The following is a 14,378-nucleotide window of genomic DNA, read 5'->3' on the forward strand; positions in this document are numbered from 1 at the left end:
AACGAATGCCTATCCATAGCATCTGCAACGGAGCGCGCGGTCTGACCCCAGGTCGGTCCAGCGCCGCATATGGGGATTTCGGGTGCGGTTCAACGATCTCATGCTTACGGTGCTGGCGGCGGATGACCCCAGTGGCCCGAATGCGGTGACGTTGTGGCGCCAGTGCGTAGACCTGCTTGCCCAGCAGGATCGGGCGGATCGCGCGCCGATGGCGCCTGAAGAAAAGTCCGCGCTGCTCGACCGGCTGAGCGGATTGCGGCCCAAGCTCAGCGAGGCCCAGCGAATCGCAACCGTGGTCGAACTCGGACGGCGGCTGCGTTCGACGGCACTGGTGTCCTTTTTCGGAAGCGATCGACCGTCCATCGCGGCCGCCGCGATGGCGCGGGCGGAACTGCCTGACGACGCATGGGCGAGTCTTTTGCCGGAACTCACGCCCACGGCTCGCGGCGTGTTGCGCGGCCGCCGCGACATGGGGCCGGCGACGCGGCAGGGCTTGGAGGCATTCGGTCCCACCGATCTCGTCCTCACCACCGCGCGGCAGGACATGGTGGGCGACCCCGCCCTGTTACTGACCGGTGAAATGGCCGCGGTCGAGGCAGATGGCGCACCGGAAATGCGGAGCGCAACAGTCACGCCCTTGCGACCACCCGCTCGCGGCGAGGACCAGATCCGTAACCTGGTGGATCGCATCGCGCAATTCACCAGCACGCGGCGGCCAACGCCCGAGCCTGCGCCGGCACCCGAAGAGACCCGGCCTGCCGCGCGCGCCTTCGCCTTCGAAACCGACGCAGCCGGCGTGATCCTGTGGATAGACCAGGGTCCGCGCGCGGCATTGATCGGCCTCTCGCTGGGAGAAGCCGTGATGGAAGGCGGTAGTGGACCGGACGGTCATGTCGCGGGCGCTTTTGCCCGGCGCAGCGCCTTCCGCAATGGCCGCTTCAGCATTGTCGGAGGCGCGATGGACGGGGAATGGCGGCTGTCGGCCACGCCGTTCTTCGATCCGCGTTCGGGACGTTTCCAGGGCTATCGCGGCCAGGCGCGCAGGCCTTATCTGCATGAAGTTGCCACGCCGCCGGAATCGCCGCCAATCACTGGCCTGTCGGCTGATTCGCTGCGCCAACTGGTGCATGAACTGCGCACGCCGTTGAACGCCATATTGGGCTTTGCCGAGATCATCGAGCAGGAACTGTTCGGCCCGGCGGGTGACGCCTATCGCGATATGGCGGGCAAGATCGCGGTCGATGCCCGCCATCTGCTGACCGCATTCGACGATCTGGACCTGGCGGCGCGCGCGTCGCGCGGCGATGAACCTGCCGCTCCCTGCCTGATCGATTCCGCGCATCTGGTCATGCAGGTCGCTGCCCGCTTTCGCGAACAGAGTGGAGCGGCACTGCCCGCGCCGCTCGACATCGCCATAGCCCCGAATTTGCCACCGCTGCTGATCGATCCGGTCCAGGGCGAGCGCATGGTGCAGCATCTGTTTCGCACATTGATCTCCGTCTCGCCGGCGGGTGAGGCCGTGACGGGAGCCTGCTGGATGCGTCCAGACGGCGCGCAAGGCCGCATCGTGCTCGCGGTCGACCGGCCGTCCAGCCTCGTCGGCCTAGAAGAGAGGCAGCTGCTAGATCCGGGCTATGGTGCGGATGGCGAGTGGGCGGACGGGCCATTGCTGGGCATCGGCTTTTCGCTGAGACTCATCCGCAGTCTGGCCAGCAGCTGCGGCGGCGGTCTTGAGATCGAATCCGGCCGCCTGCTGCTGGTCCTGCCCGCCGCATCGGCGGCGAACGACGCGGCGGATCTGGGCTGACACACAATCAGCGAAACTCTCTGGCAACCATTGGCCGCTAGGGACGTGTCATGACTGCTTCCGTACATGACGGCAATCTGCTGGCGCAGCCGCTGGTCGAGGATATGATCCACCTCGATCCCGCGTTCGGGACACGCTTCATGCTCTTCATCGATACCGAGGAAGAGTTTGATTGGAATGCGCCGTTCAGCCGCGCAGATCATGCCGTTTCGGCGCTCGACGGTATGGCGCGCGGTCAGGCCTTTTTCGCGGCGGCCGGCGTCAAGCCTGTCTACGTGACCGACTATCCCGTAGTAGAATCAGACGCGGCGGCCGCTATGATGGGGGAATGGGCAAGCGACGGAGCGGCCGATATTGGCGCCCATCTCCATCCGTGGGTCAATCCGCCCCATGTCGAGGATGTCAATGCGGCCAACAGCTATGTCGGCTTTCTGCCCGAGGCGGTCGAGCGCGCGAAACTCGAAGCGCTTTGCCGACGACTGGAGGAACGCTTCGGCGTGCGTCCCACGGCCTATCGCGCGGGGCGTTATGGCGTTGGGCCAAACAGCGCCCGCTTACTGGAGGAAGCGGGTTTCAGGCTCGACAGTTCAGTTCGCAGTCGGTTCGATTACAGTGCGCAACATGGTCCCGATTTTCGCGGCCTGCCGCAAAATCCCTATTGGGCCGGACCCGCGCGCACTCTGGTAGAATTGCCGCTGTCCACAGCTTTTGTTGGAATGATGCGCGGGGGCGGGGAGCGATTCTATCGGGCGGCCCAAAGCATGGGCCCGATTGCCGGCGCCCTGTCGCGCGCGCGGATGTTGAGCCGGGTGCCGCTAACCCCGGAAGGCGTCCCGGTACATGACGCCATAGCGGCTATCGACGCGCTGATCGAGGAACGCGCCAGGGTTCTCAATTTCAGCTTCCACTCGCCCACGCTCGAACCGGGACACACGCCCTATGTCCGCACCGAAGCGGACCGAAGCGCTTTTTTCGCGTGGTGGGACGCCATATTGACCCATCTCGCCAGGCGCGGCGTTCGCGCCGCCAGCCTCGGCGAATTGCTCGCGGCCATTCCTGCGCGCAGGAAGGCTTGCCAAGCGGCGTGATGCTGCCTAATCCCGCCGATGTTCAAGGGTGGGGCCTGTAGCTCAATGGTTAGAGCTGGCCGCTCATAACGGCTAGGTTGCGGGTTCGAGTCCTGCCGGGCCCACCATGAATTTCAGGGAGCTGGCGATTTTGCGAAGCTTGAGACGTTTAGCGCAGCTTCTCGATCCGCACGACCGCCCCCTGCTTCACCCAATAGTCAAACCCACCCCAGCGGATCCGGTCCGAGCAGGCCGCCGCCAACTGCATCCCCAAATGCGTCCAGCACACGGCAAATGGCGCCAATATGTCCCACCAGAGCGATCGGCGGGCCGCCTGCACCTGCTCCGGTTCCAGTATGTCAGCGATGATCCGCGCCCGCACCAATGCCCTGCCCGCCGCCGCCCCGTAGCCGATCATGACTGCGGGCCAGCCGCCATACAGCAACGCCCACAACCAAAACGCCGACTGGACCGCGACCAAGGCGGTCGCCAAGCGCCACATGCCCGCGCTGTTGGTGATGACATGCCGATATTGTCGAACGCCGAAGGCCAGCGCCCCACTCGCCTGCAACGGGCTCGCCACCAGCAAGTCCCGCACCGGCCGCAGCCGCAGCTTCGCGCGCCAACCGGCCAGCCCAACTGCCATGTCGTCGGACAGCCGCCCCGCCAACGCCGAATCCAGGTCCAGCCGGTCCGCCACCGCCCGCGATATCGCCATCGCGCCGCCCCAGGGCATGGTCGCGTTGGCCGACCGCGGCAGTGTCGCTAATTGCATCTCCACCGCGCCGACCAGCGCCGCGACCATGTTGCGTTCGGGGAGTAGAAGCCGATAGCCGGTGACGATGTCCGCCTTGTCGCGGACCAGCGGGAAAAGCAGCCGTCCGACCAGCCGCGTCGGCGGATCAATGTCGGCATCGATGAACAGCAGCCAGCGATCCTCTGGCCGCAAAGCGCGTAGCGCCGCGCGCAACTTGTGCACCTTCTGGCCTTCATCCTGCGCGATTCCGGCGGCGACGATCTGCACCCAGCCGCCTTCCCGCGCCGCCAGCGCGTCGGCCGCCGGACAGGCGCCCGATGTCGCAATCAGCAAACGAAAAGCCGCGCTTTGCGCTTTCAGTCGCGCGATCAGTACCGGTCCGCCATCCCAGTCGTCGCGGACGCTCAGAATGGCCACTGCGCCATCGGGAGCCTCGATCTTCCGGTCTGTCGGCACATGGCGCAGATACAGCGCCACCCCCATGAGGGTCAGCGCCTGAAGCAGCGCCCATATCCAAAGCATGATCGTCACGGCGCTGCGCCCCTTTACCGTCTCAACTGCTGCTGTATGACGCTATCTTCATGCTCTCCAACCCTTTTCTCTTCATGCTGCTTCGCCGGTTGCCGGCCACCCCGGCATCATGGCTTGGAGGGTGGCTGTCATCCCGCATCGCACGCCCGCGCATGAAGTTGCGGGATGCGCGCGCGCGCGCCAATCTGGCGCTCCTCCGCCCCGATCTGACCCCCGCCGATCGCGAATCCCTTCTGACGCACCGCTGGGAAAATATGGGGCGCACCCTGGCGGAACTCGCCAATATCGACCGGCTGGTCGACGGGGCGCATATCCAGGTCGAAAACGCGGCGGACTATCAGGCCGTGCTGGACGCGCCGCGTCCGCTGATCGGTCTGTCGGTCCATCTGGGCAACTGGGACCTGCTGGGCGCGCATGGCAAGGCATCGACCGACCGGCCCGGCCTTGGCGTCTATGCGCCCCCGGCCGATGAAAAGACCGCTGCTCAACTCGGCAAGGCGCGGCAAAGCTATATGGATGAAGTCGTAACCGGCGATGGTGCGGCACGCCGCATATTGAGGCATCTGACCCGCCATCCCCGCGCCAGCCTGTTCATCCTGCTGGACGAACGGCGCAACCGGCAGGTCTGGTTTCCGACGTTCGGCCGGCCGGTGGAGCCGTCCGGCAATCTGTCGATCGCGCTGCGGCTCGCGCGCAAGACCGACGCGCGTTTCCTGCCCTTCTATCTTCTTCGTACCAGCGGCCCCCATTTCAGGCTCCACTGGCATCCGCCGCTCGATCCCGCGATGATGAGCGACGCAGAGATCGTCGCCGCGCTCGATCGGTTTCTGGGAGACGCCTGCATCACCCATGCCGACCAGTGGCTCGCATTGCATGACATGGACCTGACCGCAGACGGCCACCATGTGACTTGAACGTCCATCCCCGCTAAAGCCCGCTGCCATGTCCCGACTCGCGATCAAGATTTGCGGCCTTTCTACGCCCGAGACTGTGGGGGCAGCCGTTCGCGCGGGCGCAAGCCATCTGGGCTTCGTCCATTTTCCCAAAAGTCCGCGTCACGTCGAGCCTGAGCAGATGGCCGCGCTCGCTGCAGCCGTCCCGGCCCATGTCGAGCGGATCGCGGTTGTCGTCGATCCCGACGACGAACAACTCACCGGGCTGGCCAGGAGCGGCGTGCTGACTGCGTTCCAGCTTCACGGCAAGGAAAGCGCTGAACGGGCGGCGGCCATCCGCCAGCGTTTCGGCCTGCCGGTATGGAAGGCAATCTCGGTCAAGACGCGTGCCGACATCGATGGCGCCAGCCGCTATTCGGGCGCTGTCGACCGGCTGCTGTTTGACGCCAAGACGCCCGACGGCGCGGCTCTCCCTGGCGGCATGGGTCTGCGCTTTGACTGGACATTGTTGTGCGGCCTTTCCATCCCGTCGCCTTGGGGGCTGTCGGGCGGCCTGTCGATCGCCAACGTGTGCGAGGCGATCCGTGTCACCGGCGCGCCTCTGATCGACGTTTCGTCTGGTGTCGAAGACGGGCCGGGCATCAAGAGTGTGGACAAGATCACGGCCTTCTGCAAAGCGGTGTCCGCATGTTGACGCTGAATGCCCTTGCCCTGCGCATCGAAGGACGATGGCGCTGATCGCTTCCCTTGAACCGAAGCGAACACCCATATCTGTCCCGGAAAGACTGACATCATGACCGATATTGCTACCTTGCCCAACAGCCTGCGATCCCAGCCCGACAAGAGCGGCCATTTCGGCGCATTCGGCGGCCGCTATGTCGCCGAAACGCTGATGCCGCTGATCCTGGAGCTGGAGAAGGTCTACAAGGCCGCCAAGGCTGATCCCGAATTCGACGCCGAATATGCCGAACTGCTCCGTTCCTACGTCGGTCGCCCCAACCCGCTTTACTATGCCCAGCGGCTGACCGAAGCGCTGCGCGCCAGAGCGGAGCCGGGCAAGGGCGCAAAAATCTATCTGAAGCGCGAGGAACTGAACCATACCGGCGCGCACAAGATCAACAATTGCATCGGCCAGGCGCTGCTCGCCCGGCGCATGGGCAAAAAGAAGGTCATCGCCGAAACCGGCGCGGGCCAGCATGGCGTGGCCACCGCGACCGTCGCTGCCCTGTTCGGCATGGAATGCAAGATCTTCATGGGCGCGAAGGATGTGGAGCGGCAGAAGCCCAATGTCTTCCGCATGAAGCTGCTGGGCGCGGAAGTGATCCCGGTCACATCGGGATCCGCTACGCTCAAGGATTCGATGAACGACGCGCTGCGCTACTGGGTGTCGAATGTGCATGACACATTCTACATCATCGGTACGGCAGCGGGGCCGCACCCCTATCCCGAACTCGTCCGCGATTTCCAGTCGATCATCGGCAAGGAAACCCGCGCGCAGATGCTGGAGGCCGAAGGCCGCCTGCCCGACATGCTGATCGCACCGGTTGGCGGCGGCTCCAACGCCATCGGCCTGTTCCATCCATTCCTGGATGATCCCGAGGTCGCGATGATCGGTGTGGAAGCGGCGGGCGAAGGGCTGGACAAAAAGCACGCCGCGAGCCTTGCCGGCGGCGCGTCGGGCATCCTCCACGGCAACCGCACCTATCTGTTGCAGGACGAGGACGGCCAGATCACTGAGGCCCACAGCATTTCCGCCGGCCTCGACTATCCCGGCATCGGCCCGGAACATAGCTGGCTGCACGAGATCGGCCGGGTGCAATATATGCCGATCAGGGACGACGAGGCGCTGGAGAGCTTCCAGACGCTCAGCAAGCTGGAAGGCATCATCCCCGCGCTCGAATCCGCCCATGCCGTGGCGGCGGCCGAACAGATCGCGCCGACGCTGGACGCAGACAAGATCATCGTCATCAACCTGTCGGGCCGGGGGGACAAGGACATCTTCACCGTCGCCGACGCGCTGGGAGTGGAGATGTGAGCATGGATCGTCTGGCCTCCCGCTTCGCCGCCTGCAAGGCGCAGGGCCGCGCCGCGCTCATCACCTTCGTGACAGCCGGCGATCCCGACGTTGCCGCCACCCCAGCCATCCTCGACGCGCTGGTTGCGGGCGGGGCGGACATCATCGAACTGGGGATGCCCTTCACCGATCCGATGGCCGATGGCCCGGCGATCGAACTGGCGAACCTGCGTAGCCTTGGTTCCGGCACGAAGACTAAGCATGTCTTCGCACTTGCCGCTGATTTCCGGGCGCGTCATCCCGATACGCCCCTGATCCTGATGGGCTATGCCAATCCGATGCTGGTGCGGGGGCCCGACTGGTTCGCCGATCAGTGCAAGGCTGCGGGCGTCGACGGCGTCATCTGCGTCGATATCCCGCCGGAGGAAGATGCCGAGGTCGGCCCCGCCCTGCGCGGCGTCGGCGTCCACCTTGTTCGACTGGCGACGCCGACCACCGATGCAGCTCGCCTGCCCGCCGTGCTTGATGGCGCCAGCGGCTTCCTCTACCATGTCGCCGTCGCCGGTATCACTGGCAAGCAGCAAGCGGCACAGGCCAATATCGAAATCGCTGTGGAAAAGCTGAAGGCGGCCACCGACCTGCCGATTGCGGTCGGTTTCGGCGTCCGCTCGCCCGAGCAGACCGCCGCGATCGGTCGCATCGCCGACGGCGTGGTGGTCGGATCGGCGATTGTGGACATCGTGGGATCACATGGCGATGCCGCAGCTCCCTTCGTCCAGAATTTCGTCGCTGCCCTCAGCAGCGCCCTCACCGCAAACACCCAAGAGACCGCCGCATGAGCTGGATCAACCGCGTCCGCAACGCCCTCCCCTTCACGAAGAAGGAAACCACAGCCGAGACGCTGTGGCACAAATGCCCCTCCTGCATGGAGATGATCTTCATCAAGGAGTGGGAGGAGAATCTCTCGGTCTGCCCGCGCTGCGACCATCATGGCCGTATCGGGCCCAATGAGCGGTTCGAGCAGATCCTCGACGCCGGCTTCATCCTGCTGCCGACACCGCATGTACCCGAAGACCCGCTCAAATTCCGCGACAGCAAGCGCTATCCCGATCGCATCAGGGCTGCCCGCAGCGCCACAGGCGACCAGGATGCGCTGATCAATGCGCGCGGCGCGATCGACGACGTGCCCCTCGTGATGGGCGTGCAGAATTTCGCCTTCATGGGCGGTTCCATGGGCATGGGCGTGGGCGCGGCCTTCATCCAGGGCGTCAATGACGCGATCGCCCATAAATGCCCTTATGTCATCTTTACCGCCGCCGGCGGCGCGCGGATGCAGGAGGGAATTCTTTCCCTGATGCAGATGCCCCGCGCCACCGTGGCGATCCAGAAGCTCCATGCGGCCGGCCTGCCCTATATCGTCGTGCTGACCGATCCGACGACGGGTGGCGTTACCGCGAGCTATGCGATGCTGGGTGATATCCAGATCGCCGAGCCGAACGCGCTGATCGGCTTCGCCGGACAGCGCGTGATCGAAAACACGATCCGGGAAAAGCTGCCCGAAGGATTCCAGCGCGCCGAATATCTGCTGGACCACGGTATGCTCGACATGGTGGTCCATCGCAACGAATTGCGCGATACGCTGGCGCGTGTGATCGGCTATCTCAGCCCGCGCGCCGCCGCCTGATCCAGACATCATCGCGCGACAGGGGGGAGCAAGCGCCATGGCCGACCACGCCGTTTCGGATGATCCCCAGGTGCAAGCCCAACTAGACCGGCTCTGGTCGCTGTCGCCCGGTGCCGATGTGCTGGGCCTGGAGCGCATCACCCGGCTGCTGGAGCGTCTCGGCGATCCACACCGCGCCCTGCCCCCGATCTTCCATGTGGCCGGCACCAATGGCAAGGGGTCGACCTGCGCCTTCCTGCGCGCGGCAATGGAGGCGGACGGCAAGAGCGTCCACGTCTTCACCTCGCCGCATCTGGTCCGCTTCAACGAGCGAATCCGGGTGTCGGGCCAGCTCATCGCCGACGAACAACTCGCCCGTTACCTGGAGCGCGTCCTCGATATCGCAGAGGGCGTGAACGCCAGCTTCTTCGAAGTGACGACCGCCGCCGCCTTCCTTGCCTTTGCTGAACATGACGCCGATGCCTGTATCGTCGAAGTGGGGCTTGGCGGGCGGCTCGACGCCACCAATGTGATCGTCGATCCGGCAGTGTGCGGCATCGCCCAGCTCGGTATCGACCACCAGGCTTTCCTGGGCGACACGCTCGATCGGATCGCCGCCGAAAAGGCTGGTATCGCCAAGCCCGGCGCCGCGCTCGTGACCCAGCGTTATCCCGACTCGCTCTTCCCGGTGATGCAGGACGCCGCCGATCGGGCCGGCACGGTTTGGATCGGCCAGGGCGAAGGATGGGACGCAGCCGTCTATCGCGACCGGCTCCATTATCGCGACGCTCTGGGCAGGCTCGACACGCCAATGCCGCGCCTTGCCGGCGCGCATCAGGTTCAGAATGCTGCCCTCGCCTTCGCCATGTTGCGCCATCAAAATGCGGTGCCGCTTCCCGAAGCCGCGCTCAAGGCCGCCCCACTCTGGGCGCAATGGCCCGCACGGCTACAGCGGCTGGAGCATGGCCCGTTGATCGCTCCCCTCCCCGAAGGCAGCACAGCGTGGCTGGACGGCGGCCATAATGCAGGTGCGGGCGAGGCGATCGGCGCCTATTTCACCGCCGACCGGCTGGAAGGGCAGAAACTGCACCTTATCATCGGCATGTTGGCCAACAAGGAAATGGACGCCTTCCTCGCGCCGTTCGCTGGCAAGATCGCGCATATCCATGCCTTGCCCGTGCCCGGGCATGACCATCATCCGCCTGAACGGTTCGCGGCCGTTGCCGCGACGTGGGGCATCGGCTGCACGGCCCACGCCGGGCCGGAAGCGGCCATCCGGGCCGTCGCGGCTGGCGCAACCGCGTGGGGCAACGCGCCGCCAAAGCTTTTGATCGGCGGCTCGCTCTATCTGGCGGGCGAGATTTTGCGACTGAATGCGCAACTGCCTGATTGAATATACTTGCGACTGACTCGCAATAGCGTATGCTGCGTTACCTGACTAACGCAAAAGGCGCGATTCTATGGCTTATGGAGAGACATCCCCCCTCGACCTGCCCCGTCCCATCCCGGGGGGCTATGGCAATCGCCTCTTCCTGTTCGTGATGCGGCGCATGGCGACTGCCGGCGTCAATGATGCCCATGCCGCCAATGCAATGCTGGGCGCCTTTGGCCGCAGCTATCGCAGGCCATTGGTGCTGATGCGCGCGATGATGCTGGAACTGGCGCGCGCGTCGAGCCGCAAGATATTGGTCGCGCCCTGCTGCTGCGCCCGCATGACCGCCGATGAAGCTCTGATGATGCAGGCGACGGGCGATGCCCTGCGTGATCCCAACGCCGCTTATGGGCGGGTCAGCGAACTGCTGGGCAACGATCATGCGCTGGGTGCGCTCACCTGCCTTCAGGCGGTCGCGCAGGCCCATGCGGACCTCGGCCGTCCGCTCGATCTCTACGCGGCGGGCTGACCGCCCGCCTCGGTCGCCGCGGTCCCGACGCTGGCATCGATCAGCCCGGCACGCATCATCAGCCAGAAAAGAAGGATCCCCGGCACCGCCAATGCGGTCGTGAACAGGTAGAAATCGACATAGCCGAACCGCTCGATCAGCGCGCCGGCGGTCGTCCCGGTCAGGAAGCGCCCGACGATGCTCGCCGCCGCCGAAATCAGCGCATATTGCGCCGCCGTAAAGCGCAGGTCGCATAGTGCGGAGAAATAGGCGACCACCGTCACGCCCCCGATGCCGCTGGCGAAATTCTCGAAGCCGATGGCCCCCGCCATGCCCCAGTTGCTTTTTCCCAGCGCGGCCAGCGCGGCGAAGCTGAAATTGGAAATGCACATCAGGATGAGGCTGAGCAGCACCGAGCGCTTCATGCCCAGTCGCGCATAGAAAATACCGCCGACGAAGATGCCGATCAGATAGGCCCAGAAACCCATGCCGACGTCGTAAATGGCGATCTCGTCATTGCTGTAGCCCATGTCGTCGAACAGCAGGCGGAAGGTCAGGTTCGCCAGCGTGTCGCCGATCTTGTGCATCAGGATAAACAGCAGGACGAGGAGCGCCCCCCGGCGCTGGAAGAACTCGACCAGCGGCCCGGTGATCGAGGCCATGACTTCGCCGACGCCGCGACGGGCGACTGGTTCCCGGTGTCGTTCCGGCTCACCCATGATAAGCCCGGTCAACATCGCCGGAAGGGCAAAGGCCGCGCAGGCCAGATAGGCGCCGTGCCAGCCGATCCTCGCCGCCAGCACCAGCGCCAGCGACCCGGCGGCGACCGATCCTATCCGCCAGCCATATTGCGACATGCCCGAGCCGACACCCAACTGTTCCGGTTTCAGCAGTTCGATGCGATAGGCGTCTATGACGATGTCGTAGGTGGCACCGGCCACGCCCACCAATATCGCGGCATAGGCGGTCTGGACCAGGCTGGTCTTGGGATCGACCAGCGCCAGATAGCTCATTGCGGCCATGACGAACAGCCCGGCCAGGATCAGCCACGATACGCGCTGTCCCAACCGACCGAGAATCGGCAGCCTGACGCCATCCACGATCCAGGCCCATAGCCATTTCAGATTATAGACGAGGAAGGCGAGCGTGAACGCCGTCACCGCCTTCTTGTCGATCCCGTCCTGTGCGAGCCGCGTCGTCAGCGTTGCGGCGATCATCGCAAAGGGCGCACCCGACGAGACGCCCAGAAAAAAGGCGGCCAACGGCGCCTTCTGCACATAGGGCTTCACGGCGTCGAGCCAGCCATGGCTGGCATCAATGGTATCGGTCATGGATGCGCGCGTCCCCCGTGGCGTCAATTCGGGGGCCACCATATGGCCTGATCGCGCGCTGGCAAGGGGCGACGATCAGCCTTCGGCGGCGAACAGGCTGAGGCCATGCGGTAATTTCGGTCGACGGGCGCCGCGCAACACCGCGTCGACCACATGGATCGCGGCGACCAGTTCGCGTGGCGCATAGGGCTTGGCCAGGCATCCGACCGCCAGCGTGCGCGCGTCGATCGGACAGCGGCCCGTGACGAACAGGACGGGTAGCCCCAAGGCAGCGGCGTGGCGCGCGACGTCGACACCGCTTTTCTCGCCATGCAGGGAGACGTCGGCGATCACCAGATCGACCCCGCCTTCGTCGATGACGCGCACGGCATGGCCATATTCATCGACTGTCGCAGCGATGCGATAGCCGGCCTGCTCCAGCGCATGTTCATTGTCGAAGGCGACCAGCGGCTCATCCTCCACCACCAGCACGGTGCGGACGGCCTTGCGGCGCGGCCCGCGAACGTCTCCCTCTTTCACCAATCCGAAAAACATTTGCCAAGTCCGCCCTGTTTCCGCCATGCACCCGATGAAACGCCGCGCTCCCGGACAGGGTTGCCCAGGGACCGCCCAGGTCCCCCTCACCCAAACGCCGGAGCGGCACATTTCAGCCTGTTGCTGGCTTTCGCCCATATGGGAATGGCCAGTGCGCAAGAAAAGGAACTGCCCGTGTCACCGCCGAAAAAATCCGGACCTCCCCGCCGGGCAGGCCCTGGCGGGCCGAAACGTCCCGGCGGTCCCGATCGGCCGGCGGGCAAGCGCCCGGCCGCGCCCACCTCACGCGCCACTTCGCTGAAGGACGACGATGCAAGACCCCGCGCCGATCGTGGCAAAGGCGATCGGACAGAGCGCCCTCGCGCGGATCGCCCCCGTCCGGACAGGGCGCGCGTAGATGCCCCACGCGCGGAGGCCCCCTCGCGTCGTCGCGCGGCGCCACAGGACAGCCCCGCCAATCTGAGCGAAGGCGACCGCACCGATCGTCCCCGCGCGGAGCGGAGCCGGCCCGAACGACAGCGGACGGAGACCCGCAAACCCTATTCGCCACGCAAGCCGGGGGCAAAGAAGCCAGCGCCCGCCCGCCCCGCCAATCCGCACCCGGCCCACGCCGCAGCCGCTTCGGACGGCAAGGGCGAGCCGCAGCGCATCGCCAAGCTGCTGGCTCGCGCCGGCATCGCCTCCCGCCGGGAAATCGAGCGGATGATCGAAGAAGGACGGATCGCGAAGGACGGCGTCCTGCTCGATACGCCCGCCACCCTGCTCACCTCGCTGCACGGCGTTACGGTCGATGGGGTCGCCGTCGCCGCGCCGCCGCCCGCGCGCCTCTTCCTCTTCCACAAGCCGGTCGGCTGTCTTACGACCGAGCGCGATCCGGCCGGACGGCCAACCATTTACGACCGCCTGCCCGCTGGCCTGCCGCGCCTGATGCCGATCGGCCGGCTCGACATGAATACCGAAGGGCTTCTGCTGCTGACCACCGATGGTGGTTTCAAGCGCCAGATGGAATTGCCCTCGACGGGCGTGCCGCGCACATATCGGGCGCGCGCTTTCGGTGAAGTCAGCCAGCAGCAACTGGAGGATCTGTTCGACGGGCTGGAGATAGACGGCATCCGCTATGGCCAGATCGAGGCCAATCTGGAACGGCGCACGGGTCGCAATCAGTGGATCGAAATGTCCCTGACCGAAGGCAAGAACCGGGAAGTCCGCCGCGTGCTCGAGCATCTCGATCTCAAGGTCAATCGCCTGATCCGCACCAGCTATGGCCCCTTCCACCTGGGCGAGCTGCCGGTCGGCGCTGTCGAGGAGGTACGCCAGCACGATCTGATCCAGTTCCGCAACAGTCTGAAAGCCGACACGAAATGAGGATCATTTCCGGCCAATGGCGCGGTCGGCCGCTGACTGCGCCCAAGGGCGATGCCACGCGCCCGACCGCCGACCGTACCCGCGAGACGCTCTTTTCCATGCTGACTAGCCGGATAGGATCGTTCGAGGGTCTGGCGGTGGGCGACTTTTTCGCAGGCTCCGGCGCACTGGGATATGAGGCGCTGTCGCGCGGCGCGGCCTCCTGCCTGTTCGTGGAGCAGGACAAGGCGGCGCTGGACGTGATCCGCGCCAATGGCGAGAAGTTCGGTGTCCGTCCCGACATCCGGTCCGGCAGCGTCATGTCACTTGGGCCGGCAGCCAGGCCGCTCGACCTCATCTTCATGGACCCGCCCTATAATACGGGCGCGGGGCAGGTGGCGCTCGACAAGCTGGCGCGGCTCGGCTGGACGGGCAGCGCGACCTGGGTCAGCATCGAGACTGACCGGCGGGAGGATGTCGAGGTCAAGGGGTTCGCCATCGACGCCGTGCGCGACGTGGGCAAGGCGCGACTTACCTTGCTGCGCGCCGAGGACTGA

The 14,378-nt window shown here is 65.5% G+C and carries 14 protein-coding genes and 1 tRNA gene; 12 read left to right on the plus strand and 3 right to left on the minus strand.

Features of this window, described 5'->3' with window-relative positions:
* Nucleotides 1-82 precede the first annotated feature (82 nt).
* The 3 genes from K3M67_RS07295 to K3M67_RS07305 all read left to right on the plus strand — a co-directional run bounded on the left by K3M67_RS07295 (nucleotide 83) and on the right by K3M67_RS07305 (nucleotide 3,002).
* A complete protein-coding gene (locus K3M67_RS07295) occupies nucleotides 83-1,807 on the plus strand; it encodes a sensor histidine kinase (RefSeq protein ID WP_066859387.1) in 1,725 nt (574 codons plus the stop codon).
* Nucleotides 1,808-1,857: 50 nt separating this feature from the next.
* Complete coding sequence (locus K3M67_RS07300; RefSeq protein WP_285832791.1) at nucleotides 1,858-2,895, plus strand: polysaccharide deacetylase family protein; 1,038 nt, start codon at nucleotides 1,858-1,860, stop codon at nucleotides 2,893-2,895.
* 31 nt (nucleotides 2,896-2,926) lie between these two features.
* A tRNA-Ile gene (locus tag K3M67_RS07305) sits at nucleotides 2,927-3,002 on the plus strand.
* A 41-nt stretch (nucleotides 3,003-3,043) separates the two neighbouring features.
* Here the strand turns inward: K3M67_RS07305 and K3M67_RS07310 are convergent.
* A complete protein-coding gene (locus tag K3M67_RS07310; protein WP_285832910.1) occupies nucleotides 3,044-4,153 on the minus strand; it encodes a glycosyltransferase family protein in 1,110 nt (369 codons plus the stop codon).
* A 59-nt stretch (nucleotides 4,154-4,212) separates the two neighbouring features.
* Here K3M67_RS07310 and K3M67_RS07315 point away from each other — a divergent pair, with 59 nt between their 5' ends.
* The 7 genes from K3M67_RS07315 to K3M67_RS07345 all read left to right on the plus strand — a co-directional run bounded on the left by K3M67_RS07315 (nucleotide 4,213) and on the right by K3M67_RS07345 (nucleotide 10,633).
* Nucleotides 4,213-5,076, plus strand: a complete 864-nt coding sequence (locus K3M67_RS07315) for a lysophospholipid acyltransferase family protein (RefSeq protein WP_285832792.1) — start codon at nucleotides 4,213-4,215, stop codon at nucleotides 5,074-5,076.
* Nucleotides 5,077-5,104: 28 nt separating this feature from the next.
* Entirely contained in the window at nucleotides 5,105-5,749 is a 645-nt protein-coding gene (locus K3M67_RS07320) for a phosphoribosylanthranilate isomerase (protein WP_285832793.1), read from the plus strand.
* 99 nt (nucleotides 5,750-5,848) lie between these two features.
* The gene (gene trpB, locus K3M67_RS07325; RefSeq protein ID WP_285832794.1) at nucleotides 5,849-7,090 is read left to right on the plus strand and encodes a tryptophan synthase subunit beta; all 1,242 of its coding nucleotides are present in this window, start codon (nucleotides 5,849-5,851) and stop codon (nucleotides 7,088-7,090) included.
* 2 nt (nucleotides 7,091-7,092) lie between these two features.
* Nucleotides 7,093-7,908 (plus strand): tryptophan synthase subunit alpha, encoded by an 816-nt coding sequence (trpA, locus tag K3M67_RS07330; RefSeq protein WP_285832911.1) that lies wholly within the window; start codon nucleotides 7,093-7,095, stop codon nucleotides 7,906-7,908.
* Entirely contained in the window at nucleotides 7,905-8,753 is an 849-nt protein-coding gene (gene accD / locus K3M67_RS07335) for an acetyl-CoA carboxylase, carboxyltransferase subunit beta (RefSeq protein WP_066859380.1), read from the plus strand. Before trpA ends, accD begins: the two co-directional genes overlap by 4 nt.
* 37 nt (nucleotides 8,754-8,790) lie before the next feature.
* Nucleotides 8,791-10,125 carry a bifunctional folylpolyglutamate synthase/dihydrofolate synthase gene (locus tag K3M67_RS07340; protein WP_066859379.1) on the plus strand — a complete coding sequence of 445 codons (1,335 nt, stop codon included), beginning with the start codon at nucleotides 8,791-8,793 and terminating at the stop codon, nucleotides 10,123-10,125.
* A gap of 67 nt (nucleotides 10,126-10,192) precedes the next feature.
* On the plus strand, nucleotides 10,193-10,633 hold the full coding sequence (locus K3M67_RS07345) for a DUF6628 family protein (RefSeq protein WP_066859378.1): 441 nt from the start codon (nucleotides 10,193-10,195) through the stop codon (nucleotides 10,631-10,633).
* Here the strand turns inward: K3M67_RS07345 and K3M67_RS07350 are convergent.
* A complete protein-coding gene (locus K3M67_RS07350; RefSeq protein ID WP_066859507.1) occupies nucleotides 10,618-11,943 on the minus strand; it encodes an AmpG family muropeptide MFS transporter in 1,326 nt (441 codons plus the stop codon). The genes K3M67_RS07345 and K3M67_RS07350 overlap by 16 nt on opposite strands.
* Nucleotides 11,944-12,018: 75 nt before the next feature.
* Nucleotides 12,019-12,477, minus strand: a complete 459-nt coding sequence (locus tag K3M67_RS07355; protein ID WP_285832795.1) for a response regulator — start codon at nucleotides 12,475-12,477, stop codon at nucleotides 12,019-12,021.
* Between the two features lie 174 nt (nucleotides 12,478-12,651).
* Here K3M67_RS07355 and K3M67_RS07360 point away from each other — a divergent pair, with 174 nt between their 5' ends.
* Nucleotides 12,652-13,842, plus strand: a complete 1,191-nt coding sequence (locus tag K3M67_RS07360; protein WP_285832796.1) for a pseudouridine synthase — start codon at nucleotides 12,652-12,654, stop codon at nucleotides 13,840-13,842.
* Nucleotides 13,839-14,378, plus strand: coding sequence for a 16S rRNA (guanine(966)-N(2))-methyltransferase RsmD (gene rsmD, locus K3M67_RS07365; protein WP_066859376.1), 540 nt, complete (start codon nucleotides 13,839-13,841; stop codon nucleotides 14,376-14,378). The genes K3M67_RS07360 and rsmD overlap by 4 nt, the downstream gene beginning before the upstream one ends.

The organism is Sphingobium sp. V4, assembly GCF_029590555.1.
In the GTDB taxonomy this organism is placed as follows: domain Bacteria; phylum Pseudomonadota; class Alphaproteobacteria; order Sphingomonadales; family Sphingomonadaceae; genus Sphingobium.

Bases quoted from the DNA above. Each gene is read 5' to 3' on its own strand.
- trpB (WP_285832794.1), top strand. From the start codon at position 5,849: ATGACCGATATTGCTACCTTGCCCAACAGCCTGCGATCCCAGCCCGAC.
- accD (WP_066859380.1), top strand. From the start codon at position 7,905: ATGAGCTGGATCAACCGCGTCCGCAACGCCCTCCCCTTCACGAAGAAG.
- rsmD (WP_066859376.1), top strand. From the start codon at position 13,839: ATGAGGATCATTTCCGGCCAATGGCGCGGTCGGCCGCTGACTGCGCCC.
- K3M67_RS07340 (WP_066859379.1), top strand. From the start codon at position 8,791: ATGGCCGACCACGCCGTTTCGGATGATCCCCAGGTGCAAGCCCAACTA.
- K3M67_RS07315 (WP_285832792.1), top strand. From the start codon at position 4,213: ATGCTCTCCAACCCTTTTCTCTTCATGCTGCTTCGCCGGTTGCCGGCC.
- K3M67_RS07300 (WP_285832791.1), top strand. From the start codon at position 1,858: ATGACTGCTTCCGTACATGACGGCAATCTGCTGGCGCAGCCGCTGGTC.
- K3M67_RS07355 (WP_285832795.1), bottom strand. From the start codon at position 12,477: ATGTTTTTCGGATTGGTGAAAGAGGGAGACGTTCGCGGGCCGCGCCGC.
- K3M67_RS07350 (WP_066859507.1), bottom strand. From the start codon at position 11,943: ATGACCGATACCATTGATGCCAGCCATGGCTGGCTCGACGCCGTGAAG.
- K3M67_RS07310 (WP_285832910.1), bottom strand. From the start codon at position 4,153: ATGCTTTGGATATGGGCGCTGCTTCAGGCGCTGACCCTCATGGGGGTG.
- K3M67_RS07320 (WP_285832793.1), top strand. From the start codon at position 5,105: ATGTCCCGACTCGCGATCAAGATTTGCGGCCTTTCTACGCCCGAGACT.
- K3M67_RS07345 (WP_066859378.1), top strand. From the start codon at position 10,193: ATGGCTTATGGAGAGACATCCCCCCTCGACCTGCCCCGTCCCATCCCG.
- trpA (WP_285832911.1), top strand. From the start codon at position 7,093: ATGGATCGTCTGGCCTCCCGCTTCGCCGCCTGCAAGGCGCAGGGCCGC.